Source organism: Burkholderia sp. Ax-1720 (genome assembly GCF_011753035.1).
Lineage (GTDB): Bacteria > Pseudomonadota > Gammaproteobacteria > Burkholderiales > Burkholderiaceae > Burkholderia > Burkholderia gladioli.
This window is the reverse complement of sequence record NZ_VWWK01000164.1, coordinates 1-15,357: the sequence shown is the minus strand read 5'-3', so window position 1 is coordinate 15,357 and position 15,357 is coordinate 1. Positions and strand designations below refer to the sequence as shown.

Below are 15,357 nucleotides of genomic sequence, written 5' to 3'. Positions count from 1 at the left end.
GTCATCTCGAGGATCCGTTCGTCGATGCGGCGCTGCTGGGTCAGCAGGTCGATATCCATGTCGGCCTGGCGCAGCTCCAGGTAATCGATGGCCAGGCTGGCCGCGATCGACAGGCGCTCGCCCGCCAACTACGTGAAGCGGCACGTGCCGGGTGCCTGGTACGCGGTGCGCGCGCAGTTGCGCGCGGCGCTCGCGACGATTCCGGCCGCGCGGCGTTATGTGCTGACCTGCAATACCTCGCAACTGGCCGCCTTCGCGGCCGTCGACCTGCGCGCGCTGCTGCCGGCCGAGATCGGCGTGTTCGTGCTCGACGGCGGCACGCTGGCCTGGATCGACGCGGGCCTGCCCGTCGAGGCGGGCGAGACGCGCCTGGCCACGCCGCGCACCGATCGCTACCGGCGTCCCTACGAGGGCACCGACAACGCGGCCGCCGCGATGCAGGCCTATCTCGACTGGGAGTTCGGCCTGGTCGAGCAACTGGGCCGTGACGGCACGCATCATTTCCAGGTGATCTGAGCGTCGCCGCGCTGCCGCGCCGGTGTCGATCCGGCGCGGCAGCGCATCCTTCCCGGCCGCCGTTCGCGGCCGACCCCCGCCTCGATGGCCGCGCGACTTGCGATGCCCCTGCCTCGTCGCGCGCCCCGCCCGATCCTTACGTATGACATTCCGATCGCCCGATCCGGAAACAGACTTGTAAGTCTGTCTGCTCGCGTTTCCGGCGGCGGCAGGGGCAATACATCGTATGCAATTGATTTGCTGCGACGCATCAATTCAAACGCCAGCGCCAGCCTGACGCACCTGGGTTTTGCGCCTGAAATGTAAATCAGGGTTTATGCCGGGACCGGTTTCATCGATTCGACAATCAAACGAAAAACGCTTTGTGCATCGCGCTCAAACGCTCACCGTTTAGTGAATTCCCGCGTTGCGCCGAACCGACGATGCGCTTTTGACTGGTAGGGAATTGTCAGCTTCTCGGTCAGAATGGCGCCGGCATGGAAACTCGCCCATGCCCGTAGCACACGAGACCAAAGAATCCTGAGGATGGAGAAGCAATGAAAAAGCACGTAGCGGTTGCCATCACGGCAGCCGGCCTTGCCACGGCCGCGCACGCCCAGAGCAGCGTGACCCTGTACGGGATCGTCGACAATGGCCTGGCCTACCAGAACAGCAGCGGCTCGCTGGGCCAGACGGCCAACGGCCATTCGTCGGTGAAGATGTCGACGGGCGTCTGGGCGGGCAGCCGCTTCGGCCTGAAGGGCGCGGAAGACCTGGGCGGCGGCACCAAGGCCGTGTTCACCCTGGAAGCCGGCGTCAACACCGCCAACGGCACCTCGCAGTTCAGCGGCGGCATCTTCACGCGCCAGGCCTTCGTCGGCCTGTCCGATACCAAGTACGGTACGCTGACCGCCGGCCGCCAGTACACCGCCTACTACACGCTGCTCTCGCCGTGGAGCCCGACTACCTGGCTGACCGGCTATTTCGGCGCGCACCCGGGCGATATCGATTCGCTCGACACCAGCTACCGTGCCAACAACTCGCTGGTCTACATGTCGCCGAAGTACTACGGCTTCACGTTCGGCGGCTCCTACTCGTTCGGCGGCCAGCCGGGCAGCGTCAACGCCGGTTCGACCTGGAGCGCGGGCCTGCAGTACACCAACGGCCCGCTCGGCGTGGCCGCGGCGTTCCAGCGCGTCAACAACGCGGCTTCGGGCGGCGGCGCCTGGAGCCCGAACTCGACCACCTCGAACGGCGGCGCGCAGGCAGCCGTGTCGGCGATCAACAACGGCTACATCACGGCGCAGGCGCAGCAGCGCGTGGCGGTGACGGGCGGCTACCAGTTCACCTCGCAGTTCGACGTGACGGTCTCCTACTCGAACGTGCAGTACATCCCGGGCGCCAACTCGACCTTCCGCAACACGGCCACCTTCAACACCGCCGGCGCGGTGCTGCACTTCAAGCCGGTTGCCGTGTGGGACTTCGGGCTCGGCTACAGCTACACGGCGGCGACGCTGTCCAACGGCGTGTCCAGCGCGGCCCGCTACCACCAGGTCACGGCCTCGCAGTACTACAGCCTGTCCAAGCGCACCGGCCTGTACGCGGTCGAGGCCTACCAGCACGCCTCGGGCAACACGCTGTCGAACGGCAAGGTGATCGCGGCGACGGCCTCGATCGGCGACGGCTTCAACAGCACGCCGGCCACCACGCGCGGCCAGGTCGGCCTGGGCGTCGGCCTGATCCACCGCTTCTGATCGAGCGCGCGGGCGCGGCGCATCGCGTCGCGCTCGCGAATGCAAAACGGGCAGCTCCCGCCTCGGCGGGGCTGCCCGTTTTTTCATGGCTGGACGATGAGGCTGCCGGCGAATCGATCGTGGACACGAACCGGCGACGAGGTGTCGAGCGAGGGGAATTGCCTGGAAAGGATGGTTGGCCGGATCAGGCCATGCACGTGCTACGGCAAGGGAAGGACGCGGCGGTTCAATCAGCCGTGGCTGTCGACCCAGGCACGCGCCCATTCGAGCCCGGCGAAGCGCGCGGCATCCTCGGTATCGAACACGCCGAGCACGCTCGAGGCGTCGACCAGCCGGTTGTTGCGCGTGATGGTGCCGCTGGCCGCATAACGATCGGGCTGCATGATCTCCTCCTGCTGGAGGATCGCATGGCCCCAGATCTGGTAGCCCTTGTAGGTTTCGGCTTCCATCGGCGGGGGCTTCCGTCAGCGCAGGATGGTGACGCCCGCGGCGGCCGGCGTGCCGACCCGCAGCACGTTGCCGTCCGGCGTGAACAGGCGCGGGATCTCGGGCGTGCCCGGGGCGGCGCGCGGTGTATCGGGCGTGGCCGCGTGCGACCTTGCCAGCGGCTTGGCCGCTTCCACGGCCGGCGGGCGCACGCCCGCGTCGACCAGGCGCGGTGCGACGCGCTTGTGTTGTTTCGGTGCTTTCGGCACGGCCGGCGCCATGTCGTGGTGGGCACCGCCGCGTGCTTCGGGCGGATTCCAGATTTCGACGTAGTGGTCGCCCGCGAATGCCGGCGACGTGACCGCCAGCAACAGCAACCCGCATCCAACCAGTTTCACTATGTATTCTCCGTGTGGCACCGGAACCTGCCGCCATGGCGGCGCGTTCCGTGTCGGCCGGTGCCACGCGCGATTGCACTGCGCGGCGAGCTTCGGCCAACGAGCGATTGTCTCATGGACACACTGCCCGGCAGGCGATTTTTACCGGCCGCCGGCGAGTCGAGTGCTGTATGAATATACAGTATTTTCGACGCGGTCGCGAGGCATGAAACGCGGCGTCGGCGTCGGCGCCAGACGCGGCGCGGCTCCGATCGCGGCAGGGCGCGCGGCGACAGGCGCCGAGGCGGCTCGGACCGGTCCGAAGCGGTGTAAGGTGGCGCGCAGGACCGTCGCGTGCGCGCGACGCCCCATTGAAAAATACGAAAACATCGAGGCAGCCAGGAGGGCGACATGCATTCCCCAGCAGGCGACGACGAACCCCATGTATTGCGCGAGGACGCCCAGGGCGTGACCACCTTGCGCCTGAACCGGCCGGCCCAGGCCAACGCCTTGTCGGATGCGATGCTCGCCGAGCTCGGCCGCGCCTTCGACTCGCTGGCCGGCGATACGCGGCTGCGCTGTGTGGTGCTGGCCGCCGAGGGCCGCGCCTTCTGCGGCGGCCACGACCTGCGCGAGATGCGCGCGCGCCGCGGCTCGGCCACGGCCCGCCGCGACTACCTCGAACTGTTCACGCGCTGCAGCGCCCTGATGCAGGCGATCCGCGGCCTGCCGGTGCCGGTGATCGCGCGCGTGCAGGGCGTGGCCACGGCGGCCGGCTGCCAGCTGGTGGCGGCTTGCGACCTGGCGGTGGCGGCCGATACGGCGCGCTTCGCCGTCTCCGGCATCGAGGTCGGGCTGTTCTGCTCGACGCCGGCCGTGGCGCTGTCGCGCAACGTCTCGGCCAAGCGCGCCTTCGAGATGCTGGTCAGCGGGCGCTTCATCGACGCGAGCACGGCGCGCGACTGGGGGCTGGTCAACGAGGCGGTGCCGGCCGACGCGCTCGATGCGGCGGTGGCGCGCCTGGCGGCCAGCATCGTGGCGAAGTCGCCGGCCGCCGTGCGTCATGGCAAGGCGATGTTCCATCGCCAGCGCGAGCTGCCGCTCGACGAAGCCTATCGCCATGCGGCCGCGGTGATGGCCGACAACATGATGGAGCCCGACGTGGAGGAGGGGATCGACGCGTTCCTGGAGAAGCGGCCGGCACGCTGGGGCCGATCGGGCGAAGCCTGAGATCGAGGCCGGCGGCGCGCGCGAGGCAGGCGCTGCCGGCTGGCCTGTTGCCCGCGCCCGCCGGGATGGCTCGAGCGCGAGCCCGCGCCCGCCGGGAATGCAGCGACGCCGGATCAGCGCCCGTAGCTGCCGGTGCGCAGCGCCGGCCGTTCGAGCGGCTCGGCATCGACCAGCGGCTCGACCTCCACCGGCACGCGCCGCGCGATCGCGCAGATCAGCTCGTAGCCGATCGTGCTGGCGGCCTCGGCCACCTCGTCGACATGCACCTGGTTGCCCCACAGCTCGACCGGCGAGCCGATACGCGCGTTCGGGCAGGGCGTGAGATCGACCGTCAGCATGTCCATCGAGACGCGGCCGACCACCCGCGTGCGCACCCCGTCGACCACGATCGGCGTGCCGGTGGGCGCGTGGCGCGGATAACCGTCGGCATAGCCGCAGGCCACCACGCCCACCCGCATCGCGCTGGAGGCGGCGAAGCGCCGGCCGTAGCCGACCGTCTCGTTGGCCTCGATGGTCTGGATGCCGATCAGCCGGCTGCTCAGCGTCATCGAGGGCAGCAGCCCGGTGTCGGCGATGTCGCGCGCCACGCCGGTCGGCGAGGCGCCGTAGAGGATGGTGCCGGGGCGCACCCAGTCGCGGTGCGCGGCCGGATGCCAGAGCACGCCGGCCGAGTTCGACAGCGTGCGTTCGCCGGGCAGGCCCTGGGTGGCCGCGTCGAACACCTGCATCTGCCAGTCGGCCTGGCCTTCGTCGGCATTGGCGAAGTGCATCATCAGCGCGATGCGGCCCACCGCCGGCATCGCCGAGGCGCGCTGCCAGGCCTCGCGATAGACGTCGGGGCGAAAGCCCAGCCGGTTCATGCCGGAATTCATCTTGAGCTGGATGTCGATCGGGCGCGTCGGGCGCGCGGCGGCCAGCATGTCGAGCTGTTCCGGGGCATGCACCGCGACGCTGAGCCGGTAGCGATCCGCGATCGCGACATCGGCGGGCTCGAACAGGCCTTCCAGCAGCAGCACCGGCCGGGTCCAGCCCAGCTCGCGCACGCGCACCGCCTCGTCCAGGTCGAGCAGGGCGATGCCGTCGGCCTCGGCCAGCCCCGGATAGATCCGCTCGATGCCATGGCCGTAGGCGTTCGCCTTGACCACGGCCCACACGCGCGAACTGGCGGCGCGTCGGCGGATCACCGCGAGATTGTGGCGGACCGCGGCGGGGCGGATCTGGGCAAGGATGGGACGGGGCATGGCGGTCTCGGTCGGAATGGCGATGCGCCTTGCCGACCGGCCTCTCAGTGGCGATCGATAGCGCGTTTCGCGGTTGGTATGGTGACGGACGCCATCATATGGGCATCGAGGCAGTTTTATTTAATGTTTTTGTCACGTTTTTGGTAAAGATTGCCCGAGGCCGGGCGGATCGCGCGGCCCGGGCGGCAGTCGCCGTGCCACCATCCGGCCCCGGTTGCGGGCATGGAACCTGCGGCGGGACACAAGCCCGGCCGCGGCTGGCCGAAGCTGCTCGCATTTCCGTATCGCGCGAGCGGCCGCGCCAGCCCTTGCCGGCCCTGCCCGGCGCGCCGTGCGCGGGCCGGCGGCCCGGGTTGGTGCCGGCCTCGTACGCATGTCATGAAATCGACGTACGATGCCGGAATATTCAAGCGCGATGAACGCTGAAGGAGCGACCCCATGTCCTCGTCATCCGATCGCCCCGTCCGGGTTCCCGGCCCGGATCATCCGATTACGATCGCGCCCACCGGCGCCCATGTCCGCGTGCTGGCCGACGGCGCGCCGCTGGCCGACACGCACGGCGCGCTGACGCTGCGCGAGGCCAGCTATCCGCCCGTGCAGTACATCCCGCGCGCCGATATCGACGTCACGCGCGTGGTGCGCAGCAGCCACACCAGCTATTGCCCCTACAAGGGCGAGGCCAGCTACTACTCGATTCCCGCGCTCGGCCCGCGCGGCGAGAACGCGATCTGGTCCTACGAATCGCCGCACGAGGCGGTCGCCTCGATCGCCGGCCATTTCGCGTTCTATCCCGAGCGCGTCGACGCCATCGAGATCGCCGCCTGATCCAATCCGCCAAGGCACTGTAACCGCGGCCGCGTTTCCAACGAACTTGGGGAACGCATGATCCGCGTGCCGACCCGCCCGCCCGCGCGCCTCGCGCCCGGGCGGCCTTGCGCACCATCCGCCGCCGTGGCGCGGGCCCCGGCGGGCGGACGCTTGCTGGTGACATCCATGGGCCGGTCCGCCACCGCGGGCCGGCCGCCACTCCCGGAATCCGACCGATGACCAAGAACGAACTGACGGCGCGCACGCTCGCGTCGACCCTGGAACGGGAGATCGCCGCGGTGCGGCGCCATAGCCTCGAGCTCGCGAGCCCGCTGAGCCCCGAGGACCAGGTCCTGCAGTCGATGCCCGACGCGAGCCCCACCAAGTGGCATCTCGCGCATACCACCTGGTTCTTCGAGACCGTGATCCTGGCGCGTCACGCGCCTGGCTACACCCCCTTCGACGAGCGTTACGCCTACCTCTTCAACTCCTACTACGAGGCGCTCGGGCCGCGTCATGCGCGCCCGCGGCGCGGGATGCTGTCGCGGCCCTCGCTGGAGGACGTGCTGGCCTATCGTCATCACGTGGAAGCGGCCCTGCTCGAGCTGGTGCGCGGCGCGGACCTGCCGCTGCTGGTGGAGATCGCGCCCGAGATCACGCTCGGGCTCAACCACGAGCAGCAGCACCAGGAGCTGCTGCTGACCGACATCCTGCATGCCTTCTCGGTGAATCCGCTGCTGCCCGCCTATCGCGACGACGGCGCCGCGCCGCGCATGCCGGCCGGCCCGGCGGGCGAGGCGCGCTGGCTGGCGCACGCGGGCGGGATCGTCGAGATCGGCCATGACGGCAGCGGCTTCGCCTTCGACAACGAGGGCCCGCGCCACCAGGCGCTGCTGCGGCCCTTCGAGATCGCCGATCGCCTGGTGAGCAACCGCGACTACGCGGCCTTCATCGCAGACGGCGGCTACACCACCGCGGCGCTGTGGCTGTCCGACGGCTGGGCCGCGGTGCAGCGCGAGGGCTGGTGCGCGCCGGCCTACTGGCAGTCGCGCGAGGCCGGCGCGCTCGGCCTCGCGCGTGACGCGCACGATCCCGGCGCCGGCCTGCCCGGCTGGCTCGGTTTCGGCCTCGACGGCCTGCAGCCGCTCGATCCCGACGCGCCGGTGGCGCACCTGAGCTTCTTCGAGGCGGCCGCCTATGCCGAATGGGCCGGCGCGCGGCTGCCGACCGAGTTCGAATGGGAGGCGGCCTGCGCGCTGCCCGGCATCGCGCAGATGCTCGACCACGTCTGGCAATGGACGCGCTCGTCCTACGACCCGTATCCGGGCTTCCGGCCGCTGCCGGGCATCGCCTCGGAATACAACGGCAAGTTCATGGTCGGGCAGCAGGTGCTGCGCGGCAGCAGCCTGGCCACGCCGCCGGGCCATGCGCGGCCGACCTACCGCAATTTCTTCCCGCCGGCCGCGCGCTGGCAATTCACAGGAGTACGCCTTGTACGAGACCTCTGAGCTGTTCCGCGCGAACCCCAACAGCGCGAGTCGCCCGCCTGCCCGGAACCCCTTCCTGCGCGACCTGCTCGACGCGCTGGGTACCCGGCCGCGCAGCATCTCGCCGAAGTATTTCTACGACGCGGCCGGCTCGGCGCTGTTCGACCGGATCTGCGAGCTGCCCGAGTACTACCCGACGCGCACCGAGCACGCGATCCTGGCGGCGCACGCGGGCGAGATCGCGCAGGCGATCGGCGCCGAGGCGAACCTGATCGAGTTCGGCGCGGGCTCGCTGTCGAAGATCCGCTTCGTGCTCGACGCCTGCCTGGCCGCCGAGCCGCCCGCCAGCTACGTGCCGGTCGACATCTCGGCGGCCTATCTGCGCGAGTCGGCCGCCGCCTTGCGCCGTCACTATCCCGCGCTCGAGGTGCAGCCGGTGGCGGCCGATTATCTGCAGCCCGAAGCGATGCGCGAGCTCGCGCGCGTGCCGGATCGACGGATCGGCATCTTCTTCGGCTCGACCATCGGCAATTTCTCGAACCGCGAGGCCGATACCTTCCTGGGCCGCACCGCCGCGCTGCTGGCCGGCGGCGGCCTGCTGATCGGCGTCGACCTGGTGAAGGACACGGCGGTGCTGGAGCGCGCCTACAACGACGCGGCCGGCGTGACGGCGGCCTTCAACCTGAACCTGCTGGCGCGCGCCAATGCCGAGCTGGGCGCCGACTTCGATCTCGACGCCTGGCGTCATCGCGCGTTCTACGACAGCCGGCTGCAGCGCATCGAGATGCACCTGGTCAGCCTGCGCGCGCAGACCGTGAAGGTCGGCGGCCAGGCCTTCGAGTTCGCCGAGGACGAGACGATCCACACCGAGAATTCGCGCAAGTTCACGCTCGACGGCTTCCGCGAGATGGCCGAGCGTGCCGGCTACGTGCCGCGCAAGGTGTGGACCGACGAGGCGCAACTGTTCAGCCTGCACTGGCTGGAAAGCCCGGCGCGCTGAACGCGGGGCGCGTTGCCGACGCGGGCCGGTTCAGGCCAGCACGCGATCGGCCGCGCGCATTCCCCAGTAGGAGGCTTCCTCGAACAGCGACAGCCCCGACAGGTCGCTGTGCGCGAACACTACCGGCCCGTCGGCCTCGCGCAACGCGAGGATGCCGGGCCGCGACAGGAAGCCGACCTCGGGCGTGGCCATCGCGTGGCCGCGCACGGTGATCTCCAGCGCGCTGGCGTGACGCCACAGCTCGCGTCCGTAAGCGATGCGCAGGTCGACGGCGGCCTGCTCGCGCAGCTCGGACGGCGAGGCGGCGGCCAGCCAGCGGCGCGTCTGGTCGGGCGTGCGCGGCGTGTCGAGCGCCGTGTAGGCCGAGAACACCGAGCGGCGCGGCGGCGAAAGCCGGATCAGCTGATGCGTGGACACCACGTAGCCCAGCCCCTCGCCGCGATACACCACGTTGTCCCAGGCCAGCACCTCGCCGGGCGCTTCCGCCGGCATGCCGTCGAGCAGGAAGTTCGACACCAGCCAGGGCGCGCGGGGCGGCAGGTCGCGCGCCGGCTCGAAGCCGTGGGCGGCCAGCGGGAATACATGCGCGGCGACGAACAGCGGCATCGCGCAGACCATGCGGCGCGCCTTGAGCGTGAAGCTAGCGAGCTTGCCGTCGGCGCCGAGCCGCGCGCACAGCACCTCGACGCCGTTCGCGCCGGGGCTCGCGCGCACCGCGAAACCCTCGCCGATCCAATCCTCCCTGCCCAGGCGCGCATGGGTCGAGGCCACCAGCTTGTCGACCATCGCATGCAGCCCGTCGGGCCAGGTCAGCACCGCGCCGTCGCCGGCATTGGCGGCATGGCCGCCGCGCGCGGCGAAGTAGTGCAGGCCGGCCCAGGCCGAGACCTGCTCGAAGCCGGCGCCGTAGTCGTCGCGGCAGCAGTAGTTCAGGTACCAGAGCAGCGAGGGCGCGGTGTAGCCCTGCTCGCGCAGCCATTGGCGGAAGGTGAGCGTGTCGAGCGCGCGCCATGGCGGATCGGTCGAGGATTCGGCCAGCGGGATGCAGAACAGCTTGCGCCCGTCGCGGCCGCGCGCCTCGCGCAGCGAATCGACATAGGCGAAGAAGCGCGCCTGCTGCGCGAGTTCCCCGGCGCCGATGCCGAGGGTCGGCGCCAGCCCGTCCTGCCATTGACCGCCGATCAGCAGCCGCTCGTCGGGCGCGTGCACCAGGATGCGTTCGTCGAAGCGCGGCCGCGCCGTGAACGGATCGGCCTCGATCACGCCGAGGTCGGCCAGCATCTCGCGCAGGTGGGTGGATTCCATCGAGGGCAGCGGCAGGTAGTGCGCGCCCTTCGGATAGCCGAGCTCGCCGAAGCGCCCGCCCGCCGCGTTGCCGCCGAACTCGGGGCCGCCCAGCAGCAGGAAGTCGCGATGGCCGGCGCGCGCCAGTTGCCAGGCGCAGGACAGGCCCGCCGCGCCGGCGCCGAGGATCGCGACGTCGACGCGGATCTCGCCTTGCGGTGGCGGCAGCGCGTGGTGGTCGCGCAGCGCGTGGCCCTCGCGCATGCCGGGATAGTCGAGCGCGGGCGTGGTCTCGAACCAGCCGCTGCGGCCGCAACTGGCCAGCGACAGCGAGGCGGAGGCGAGCAGGAAGCGTCGGCGGTCCATCAGCGCAGCACGTGCTTCCAGTCGTCGTCGAAGCGGCGCACCAGCGGCTGGTCGTTCAGCTCGTTGGGCGACATCGGCAGGGCCGGCATGTCGGCCGGGAAGTGGAACATCTCGGCCGCGGTGCGCGCGTCGAGCCAGCGCGTGGGCACCGAGAAGCGCGCGGGCACCGTGTAGTCGCCGCGCTTGCCGGCGATCAGGAAACCCCAGTCGCCGAACGAGGGCACGTAGCAGTGATACGGCCAGGTATGCAGGCCGGCCTCGCGCAGCGTCGCGTCGATGGTCCAGAACGCGTGCGGCGCGAAGTAGGGCGAGGTCGACTGGATCACCGCGTAGCCGTTCTCGGAGAGATGCCGCGCCAGCAGCCGGTAGACCGGCACCGAGAACAGCCGGCCGATGCCGAAGTTGGTCGGATCGGGGAAGTCCACCACGATCGCGTCGTAGACCTGGCTGTTCGATTCGAGCCAGCGCACCGCGTCGTCGTTGATCACGCGCACGCGCGGGTCCTTCAGCGAGCCCTGGTTCAGCGCGACTAGCCGCGAGGCGGTCGAGAACAGCCGCGTCATGGCCGGGTCGAGATCGACCAGGGTCACGCTCTCGATGCCGCGATGCTTGAGGATCTCGCGCACCGCCAGGCCGTCGCCGCCGCCGAGCACCAGCACATGGCGCGCCCAGGGCAGGGCGTCGAGCACGGGGTGGATCAGGGCTTCGTGATAGCGGTGCTCGTCGCGCGAGGAGAATTGCAGGTTGCCGTTCAGGTAGAGCCGCAGGTCGTCGCGCCATTGCGTGATGACGATGCGCTGGTAGGGCGTGGTTTCGGCGTAGACGGTTTCGTCGCCGTACACGCCGTGCTCGGACCAGCGCGTGATGGTGCCCGACAGCGCGAAGCCGGCCACGAGCAGGCCGATCACCAGCGCGGCGCGCATCAGCTTGAGCGGCACGCGGCTGATCTCGGCGCGGAACAGGTGGGTGGTCCAGACCGCCACCAGCGCGTTGAGGATGCCGAACAGAAAGCTGGTGCGCAGCAGGCCCAGGCGCGGCGCCAGCACCAGCGGGAACAGCAGGGAGACCGCCAGCGAGCCGAGATAGTCGAAGCTGAGCACCTCGCTGACGGTGTCGCGAAACGCCTGGCGGCGCTGCTGGAAGGCGCGCATCACCAGCGGGATCTCCATGCCGATCAGCACGCCGAGCACCAGCACCAGCACGTAGAGCGCGGCGCGGAACGGCGCCGCCAGCCAGCCGAACACCACGAACAGGAAGGCGGCCGACAGGCCGCCGATCAGCCCCACCAGCAGCTCGATGTCGACGAAGCGGTCGAGCACGTCGTCGTCCTCGACGAACTTCGCCAGCCAGGAGCCGATCCCCATCGCGAACAGGTAGCAGCCGATCACCGAGGAGAACTGCAGGATCGAATCGCCGAGCAGGTAGCTCGACAGCGCGCTGCTGATCAGTTCGTAGCCGAGCCCGCAGGAGGCAAGCACCAGCACCGACAGGACGAGCGCGCGTTTATGCATGGCGGGGGGCAGGGCGGGGCCGCTGTGCAGCCTTGCGCGATCTGGCTATACTGGCGCGGATTTCCGTTGGGCAGCCACGAACCGGGTACAGGACGCGGGTGAAATTAGAATGAACGGCGCCATTTCTTATGCAGTGCATTTACTGTCGGCCTTCGCGCTGATTTTCGTGTTCGCGGCAGTGTACCTGAAGGCCACGCCGTTCGACGAACTGGCGCTGATCCGCGAAGGCAACGTGGCGGCCACGCTGTCGTTCGGCGGCGCGCTGCTCGGCTTCTGCCTGACGCTGGCCTCCAGCATCGCCCACAATTCCACCTTGCTGTCGGTGGTGCTGTGGGCGATCGGCGCGATGCTCGTGCAACTGCTCACCTACGTGGTGCTCACGCGCATCCTGCCCGGCATGAACCACGCGATCGAGGACCGCAACGCGGCGATGGGCGGCCTGATGGGCAGCGCCTCGCTGGTGGTCGGGATCATCAATGCCGCCTGCCTGACCTGACGCGGCGCACGGAGACTACGATGGGTATCGGCTCTTTCATTCGCAAGCAGTTCGTCGACGTCATCCAGTGGACCGAGTCGGGCGACGGCATGCTCGCCTGGCGCTATCCGATGCAGGACAACGAGATCCAGTACGGCGGCCAGCTCACCGTGCGCGAATCGCAGGCGGCCCTGTTCGTCAACGAAGGCCGTATCGCCGACCTGTTCGGCCCGGGCCTCTACAAGCTGAGCACCAGCACGCTGCCGGTGCTCACCTCGCTGCGCAACTGGGACAAGCTGTTCGAGTCGCCCTTCAAGTCCGACGTCTATTTCTTCAGCACGCGGCTGCAGCTCGGCCGCCGCTGGGGCACCCCGCAGCCGGTGACGATCCGCGATCGCGACTTCGGCTTCGTGCAGGTGCGCGCCTTCGGCATCTACTCGTACCGGATCGCCGACGTCACCGTGTTCCATCGCGAGATCAGCGGCACGCGCGGCGAATACACGGTCGACGATCTCGAGCAGCAGTTGCGCAACCTGGTGGTGACCGCGATGAGCACCGCCTTCGGCAACGCCGACGTGCCCTTCGTCGACATGGCCGCGAACCAGTCGCTGCTCTCGCATCGGATCGCCGAGGCGCTGGTGCCGACCTTCGCGCGCTACGGCGTGGCGCTCGACGCCTTCGCGGTGGAGAGCGTGTCGCTGCCGCCCGAACTGCAGAAGGCGCTCGACACGCGCATCAGCATCGGCATGACGGGCGACCTGGCGCGCTACACGCAGTACCAGGCCGCGCAGGCGATTCCGCTCGCCGCGCAGAATGCCGGCGGGCTGGCCGGGGTGGGCGCGAACCTCGCGGCCGGCGCGGCGATCGGCCAGGCCATGGCGGGCGGGCTCAACCCGGCGCAGGCGCCGGTGGCGGCACCTGGATCTGCACCTGCGGCGGCGCAGCCGGGCCAGCCGGCGGCGCCTGCCCCCGCACCGGCCGCGGCACCCGCCACCGACTACGTCGAGCGCCTGCAGCAACTGAAGACGCTGCTCGACAAGGGCCTGGTGACCGAGGACGAATACGCGCGCGCGAAGGCCGAGATCCTCGCGAAACTGACGCAATAAGCCCGCCCGATGTTCAACACCACGTGCCCCCAATGCGGCGCGCCGGTCGAGATGCGCTCGCCGGCGGCCGTGATGGCCGTCTGCGGGTTCTGCCGCAGCACCCTGCTGCGGCGCGGCGAGGCGGTCGAGCGGATCGGCGAGCTGGCCGCCGTGCTCGACGACGACTCCCTGCTGCAGATCGGCGCGGCGGGCCGCTTCGGCGAGCGGGCCTTCACGCTGCTGGGCCGGATCCGGCTCGACTATGAAGCCGGCTTCTGGAGCGAGTGGTATGTCGCCTTCGACGACGGCGGCTTCGGCTGGCTCTCGGAAGCCTCGGGCCAGTACACGGTGACGGTGCGCCAGGACGAGGCGCTGCCCGGCGGCGCCTGGCCCGCCTTCTCCTCGCTCGCGCCGGGCCAGCCCCAGGAACTGGCCGGCCGGCGCTACCTGGTATCCGACCTGCGTACCGCGCGCTGCACTGGCGGCGAGGGCGAGCTGCCGTTTCGCGTCGACGCGGGCTGGGCCGCGCGCGTGGCCGACCTGCGCAGCGGCTCGGCCTTCGCCACGCTCGACTATGCCGAGGCGGAGCGCAACGGCGGGCGCCCCGAGCTGTATGTCGGCGAGGCGCTCGAACTCGATCGCCTCGCGCTGACGGGGCTGCGCGATCCGGAGAGGGTGGCGGCCACCGCCGCGCCCAAGGGCGAGATGATCGCCTTCGCCTGTCCGAGCTGCGGTGCTTCGCAATCCTATGTGCCGGGCCTGGCCGACTACGTGGTCTGCAGTTCCTGCCACGCCGGCATCCACTGCACGCCCGAGCAGCAGATCGTGTTCTCGAAGGCGCGCAAGCTGGCCGAGCAGGAAGGCGCCTTGCCGCTCGGCGCGAGCGGCGTGTTCGACGGCCTGAGCTACACGGTGATCGGCATGCTGCGCTGCCGCGTGCCCGGCGACGAGGAAAGCTGGGACGAATACCTGCTGATGCATCCCAGGCGCGGCTTCCTGTGGCTGGTGCACAGCGATGCCGGCTGGGAGCGCGTGAGCGTGCTCGACAACTGGCCTGCCATCGAAGACGAGGACGCGGTCTCGCTCGACGGCAAGCGCTACCGGCAGCGCGAGCGCTATCGCTCCGAGATCACCTACGTGGTGGGCGCCTTCAACTGGCAGGCGCGGGTGGGCGACATCACCGAGATCGCCGACTACAGTTGGCAGCGCAACAAGCTCACGCTCGAGACCAGCCCGAACGAGCTGGTCTGGTCGCGCGCCTCGCGGCTCACCGCGGCCAAGCTCGCCGAGCGCTTCAAGCTGCCCTCGCTGGCCGCGAGCGTGCCGGGCGCGGCCGCCCAGCGCCAGCAGCGCGCCGCGCAAGGCACCGGCAAGTCCAGCTTCGCGCCGTTGCCGATGATCTTCAGCGTGATCCTCTGCGTGGTGAACCTGCCGGTCCTGCTGGCCTTCGACGCCGGCATGGTGGTGGTGATCCTCGGCGTGGTGATGCTGTGGGTACCGGAATGGATCTGGCGCGCGTTCGCCGGTAACGGAGGCGGGCAACGATGAAGCATCTGCTGTACGGCATCTACGCGACGCTGATGGTGCTGATGTTCAGCTGCGCCGGCCACGAGAGCCATATCGGCAGCGGTTACGGCGGCTACGGCAGCACCTCGGCACGCAGCGGCTACTCCTCCTACGGATCGCACAAATGAGGCCGGTATCGACGCCCGCCCAGGGTTCGCACGTGCTGGCCGACCTCGACGGCATCGAGCCCGCGCGGCTGCGCGACGCGGCGCGGCTCGAGGCGATCCTGACCGCGGCCGCGCGCGCGGCCGGC

At 70.0% G+C, this 15,357-nt stretch carries 14 protein-coding genes and 2 pseudogenes; 11 read left to right on the top strand and 5 right to left on the bottom strand.

All coding sequences use genetic code 11. From position 1 onward, the window contains the following. Positions 1-96 precede the first annotated feature (96 nt). Together F3J18_RS29700 and F3J18_RS29695 are read left to right on the top strand one after the other, a co-directional pair. Positions 97-516: pseudogene (locus F3J18_RS29700) on the top strand (rhodanese-like domain-containing protein); the annotation flags it as partial. Positions 517-1,052: 536 nt separating this feature from the next. After that, a complete protein-coding gene (locus tag F3J18_RS29695) occupies positions 1,053-2,249 on the top strand; it encodes a porin (RefSeq protein WP_025097531.1) in 1,197 nt (398 codons plus the stop codon). Between the two features lie 230 nt (positions 2,250-2,479). Here the strand turns inward: F3J18_RS29695 and F3J18_RS29690 are convergent, their stop codons facing one another. After that, the gene (locus tag F3J18_RS29690) at positions 2,480-2,698 is read right to left on the bottom strand and encodes a hypothetical protein (RefSeq protein ID WP_025097530.1); all 219 of its coding nucleotides are present in this window, start codon (positions 2,696-2,698) and stop codon (positions 2,480-2,482) included. A gap of 15 nt (positions 2,699-2,713) precedes the next feature. Next, positions 2,714-3,052, bottom strand: coding sequence for a hypothetical protein (locus tag F3J18_RS29685; RefSeq protein WP_025097529.1), 339 nt, complete (start codon positions 3,050-3,052; stop codon positions 2,714-2,716). A gap of 411 nt (positions 3,053-3,463) precedes the next feature. Between F3J18_RS29685 and F3J18_RS29680 the strand changes: the two genes are divergently transcribed. Further along, positions 3,464-4,282, top strand: a complete 819-nt coding sequence (locus F3J18_RS29680; RefSeq protein ID WP_166915719.1) for an enoyl-CoA hydratase — start codon at positions 3,464-3,466, stop codon at positions 4,280-4,282. Between the two features lie 113 nt (positions 4,283-4,395). Here the strand turns inward: F3J18_RS29680 and alr are convergent, their stop codons facing one another. Further along, positions 4,396-5,523: an alanine racemase gene (gene alr / locus F3J18_RS29675; RefSeq protein WP_166915717.1), complete on the bottom strand. Its 1,128-nt coding sequence runs from the start codon at positions 5,521-5,523 to the stop codon at positions 4,396-4,398. A 438-nt stretch (positions 5,524-5,961) separates the two neighbouring features. Between alr and F3J18_RS29670 the strand changes: the two genes are divergently transcribed. The 3 genes from F3J18_RS29670 to egtD all read left to right on the top strand — a co-directional run bounded on the left by F3J18_RS29670 (position 5,962) and on the right by egtD (position 8,817). Then, positions 5,962-6,348 (top strand): DUF427 domain-containing protein, encoded by a 387-nt coding sequence (locus tag F3J18_RS29670; protein ID WP_025097526.1) that lies wholly within the window; start codon positions 5,962-5,964, stop codon positions 6,346-6,348. Positions 6,349-6,566: 218 nt separating this feature from the next. Beyond that, entirely contained in the window at positions 6,567-7,838 is a 1,272-nt protein-coding gene (egtB, locus tag F3J18_RS29665) for an ergothioneine biosynthesis protein EgtB (protein WP_166915715.1), read from the top strand. A gap of 1 nt (position 7,839) precedes the next feature. Continuing rightward, the gene (gene egtD / locus F3J18_RS29660) at positions 7,840-8,817 is read left to right on the top strand and encodes an L-histidine N(alpha)-methyltransferase (protein WP_238541399.1); all 978 of its coding nucleotides are present in this window, start codon (positions 7,840-7,842) and stop codon (positions 8,815-8,817) included. Between the two features lie 30 nt (positions 8,818-8,847). On the opposite strand, the gene F3J18_RS29655 is transcribed toward egtD, so the two are convergent. Together F3J18_RS29655 and F3J18_RS29650 are read right to left on the bottom strand one after the other, a co-directional pair. Then, positions 8,848-10,467, bottom strand: a complete 1,620-nt coding sequence (locus F3J18_RS29655) for an NAD(P)/FAD-dependent oxidoreductase (RefSeq protein WP_166915713.1) — start codon at positions 10,465-10,467, stop codon at positions 8,848-8,850. Next, positions 10,467-11,978, bottom strand: coding sequence for a polyamine aminopropyltransferase (locus tag F3J18_RS29650; RefSeq protein ID WP_166915711.1), 1,512 nt, complete (start codon positions 11,976-11,978; stop codon positions 10,467-10,469). The genes F3J18_RS29655 and F3J18_RS29650 overlap by 1 nt, the downstream gene beginning before the upstream one ends. Before the next feature lie 109 nt (positions 11,979-12,087). Between F3J18_RS29650 and F3J18_RS29645 the strand changes: the two genes are divergently transcribed. The 5 genes and pseudogenes from F3J18_RS29645 to F3J18_RS38715 all read left to right on the top strand — a co-directional run. Further along, positions 12,088-12,474 carry a DUF350 domain-containing protein gene (locus F3J18_RS29645; protein ID WP_025097521.1) on the top strand — a complete coding sequence of 129 codons (387 nt, stop codon included), beginning with the start codon at positions 12,088-12,090 and terminating at the stop codon, positions 12,472-12,474. Positions 12,475-12,494: 20 nt separating this feature from the next. Beyond that, positions 12,495-13,559: an SPFH domain-containing protein gene (locus F3J18_RS29640; RefSeq protein WP_166915709.1), complete on the top strand. Its 1,065-nt coding sequence runs from the start codon at positions 12,495-12,497 to the stop codon at positions 13,557-13,559. Between the two features lie 9 nt (positions 13,560-13,568). Continuing rightward, entirely contained in the window at positions 13,569-15,086 is a 1,518-nt protein-coding gene (locus F3J18_RS29635) for a DUF4178 domain-containing protein (RefSeq protein ID WP_166915707.1), read from the top strand. Then, positions 15,083-15,232, top strand: coding sequence for a hypothetical protein (locus F3J18_RS29630; RefSeq protein ID WP_166915705.1), 150 nt, complete (start codon positions 15,083-15,085; stop codon positions 15,230-15,232). Before F3J18_RS29635 ends, F3J18_RS29630 begins: the two co-directional genes overlap by 4 nt. Then, positions 15,229-15,357, top strand: a pseudogene (locus F3J18_RS38715) (adenosylmethionine decarboxylase); the annotation flags it as partial. The gene F3J18_RS29630 and the pseudogene F3J18_RS38715, both read left to right, overlap by 4 nt.

What these genes read in the sequence shown, in the direction of transcription:
- F3J18_RS29695 (WP_025097531.1), top strand. Translation starts at nt 1,053, where the DNA reads ATGAAAAAGCACGTAGCGGTTGCCATCACGGCAGCCGGCCTTGCCACG.
- F3J18_RS29690 (WP_025097530.1), bottom strand. Translation starts at nt 2,698, where the DNA reads ATGGAAGCCGAAACCTACAAGGGCTACCAGATCTGGGGCCATGCGATC.
- F3J18_RS29680 (WP_166915719.1), top strand. Translation starts at nt 3,464, where the DNA reads ATGCATTCCCCAGCAGGCGACGACGAACCCCATGTATTGCGCGAGGAC.
- alr (WP_166915717.1), bottom strand. Translation starts at nt 5,523, where the DNA reads ATGCCCCGTCCCATCCTTGCCCAGATCCGCCCCGCCGCGGTCCGCCAC.
- F3J18_RS29670 (WP_025097526.1), top strand. Translation starts at nt 5,962, where the DNA reads ATGTCCTCGTCATCCGATCGCCCCGTCCGGGTTCCCGGCCCGGATCAT.
- egtB (WP_166915715.1), top strand. Translation starts at nt 6,567, where the DNA reads ATGACCAAGAACGAACTGACGGCGCGCACGCTCGCGTCGACCCTGGAA.
- F3J18_RS29655 (WP_166915713.1), bottom strand. Translation starts at nt 10,467, where the DNA reads ATGGACCGCCGACGCTTCCTGCTCGCCTCCGCCTCGCTGTCGCTGGCC.
- F3J18_RS29650 (WP_166915711.1), bottom strand. Translation starts at nt 11,978, where the DNA reads ATGCATAAACGCGCGCTCGTCCTGTCGGTGCTGGTGCTTGCCTCCTGC.
- F3J18_RS29645 (WP_025097521.1), top strand. Translation starts at nt 12,088, where the DNA reads ATGAACGGCGCCATTTCTTATGCAGTGCATTTACTGTCGGCCTTCGCG.
- F3J18_RS29640 (WP_166915709.1), top strand. Translation starts at nt 12,495, where the DNA reads ATGGGTATCGGCTCTTTCATTCGCAAGCAGTTCGTCGACGTCATCCAG.
- F3J18_RS29635 (WP_166915707.1), top strand. Translation starts at nt 13,569, where the DNA reads ATGTTCAACACCACGTGCCCCCAATGCGGCGCGCCGGTCGAGATGCGC.
- F3J18_RS29630 (WP_166915705.1), top strand. Translation starts at nt 15,083, where the DNA reads ATGAAGCATCTGCTGTACGGCATCTACGCGACGCTGATGGTGCTGATG.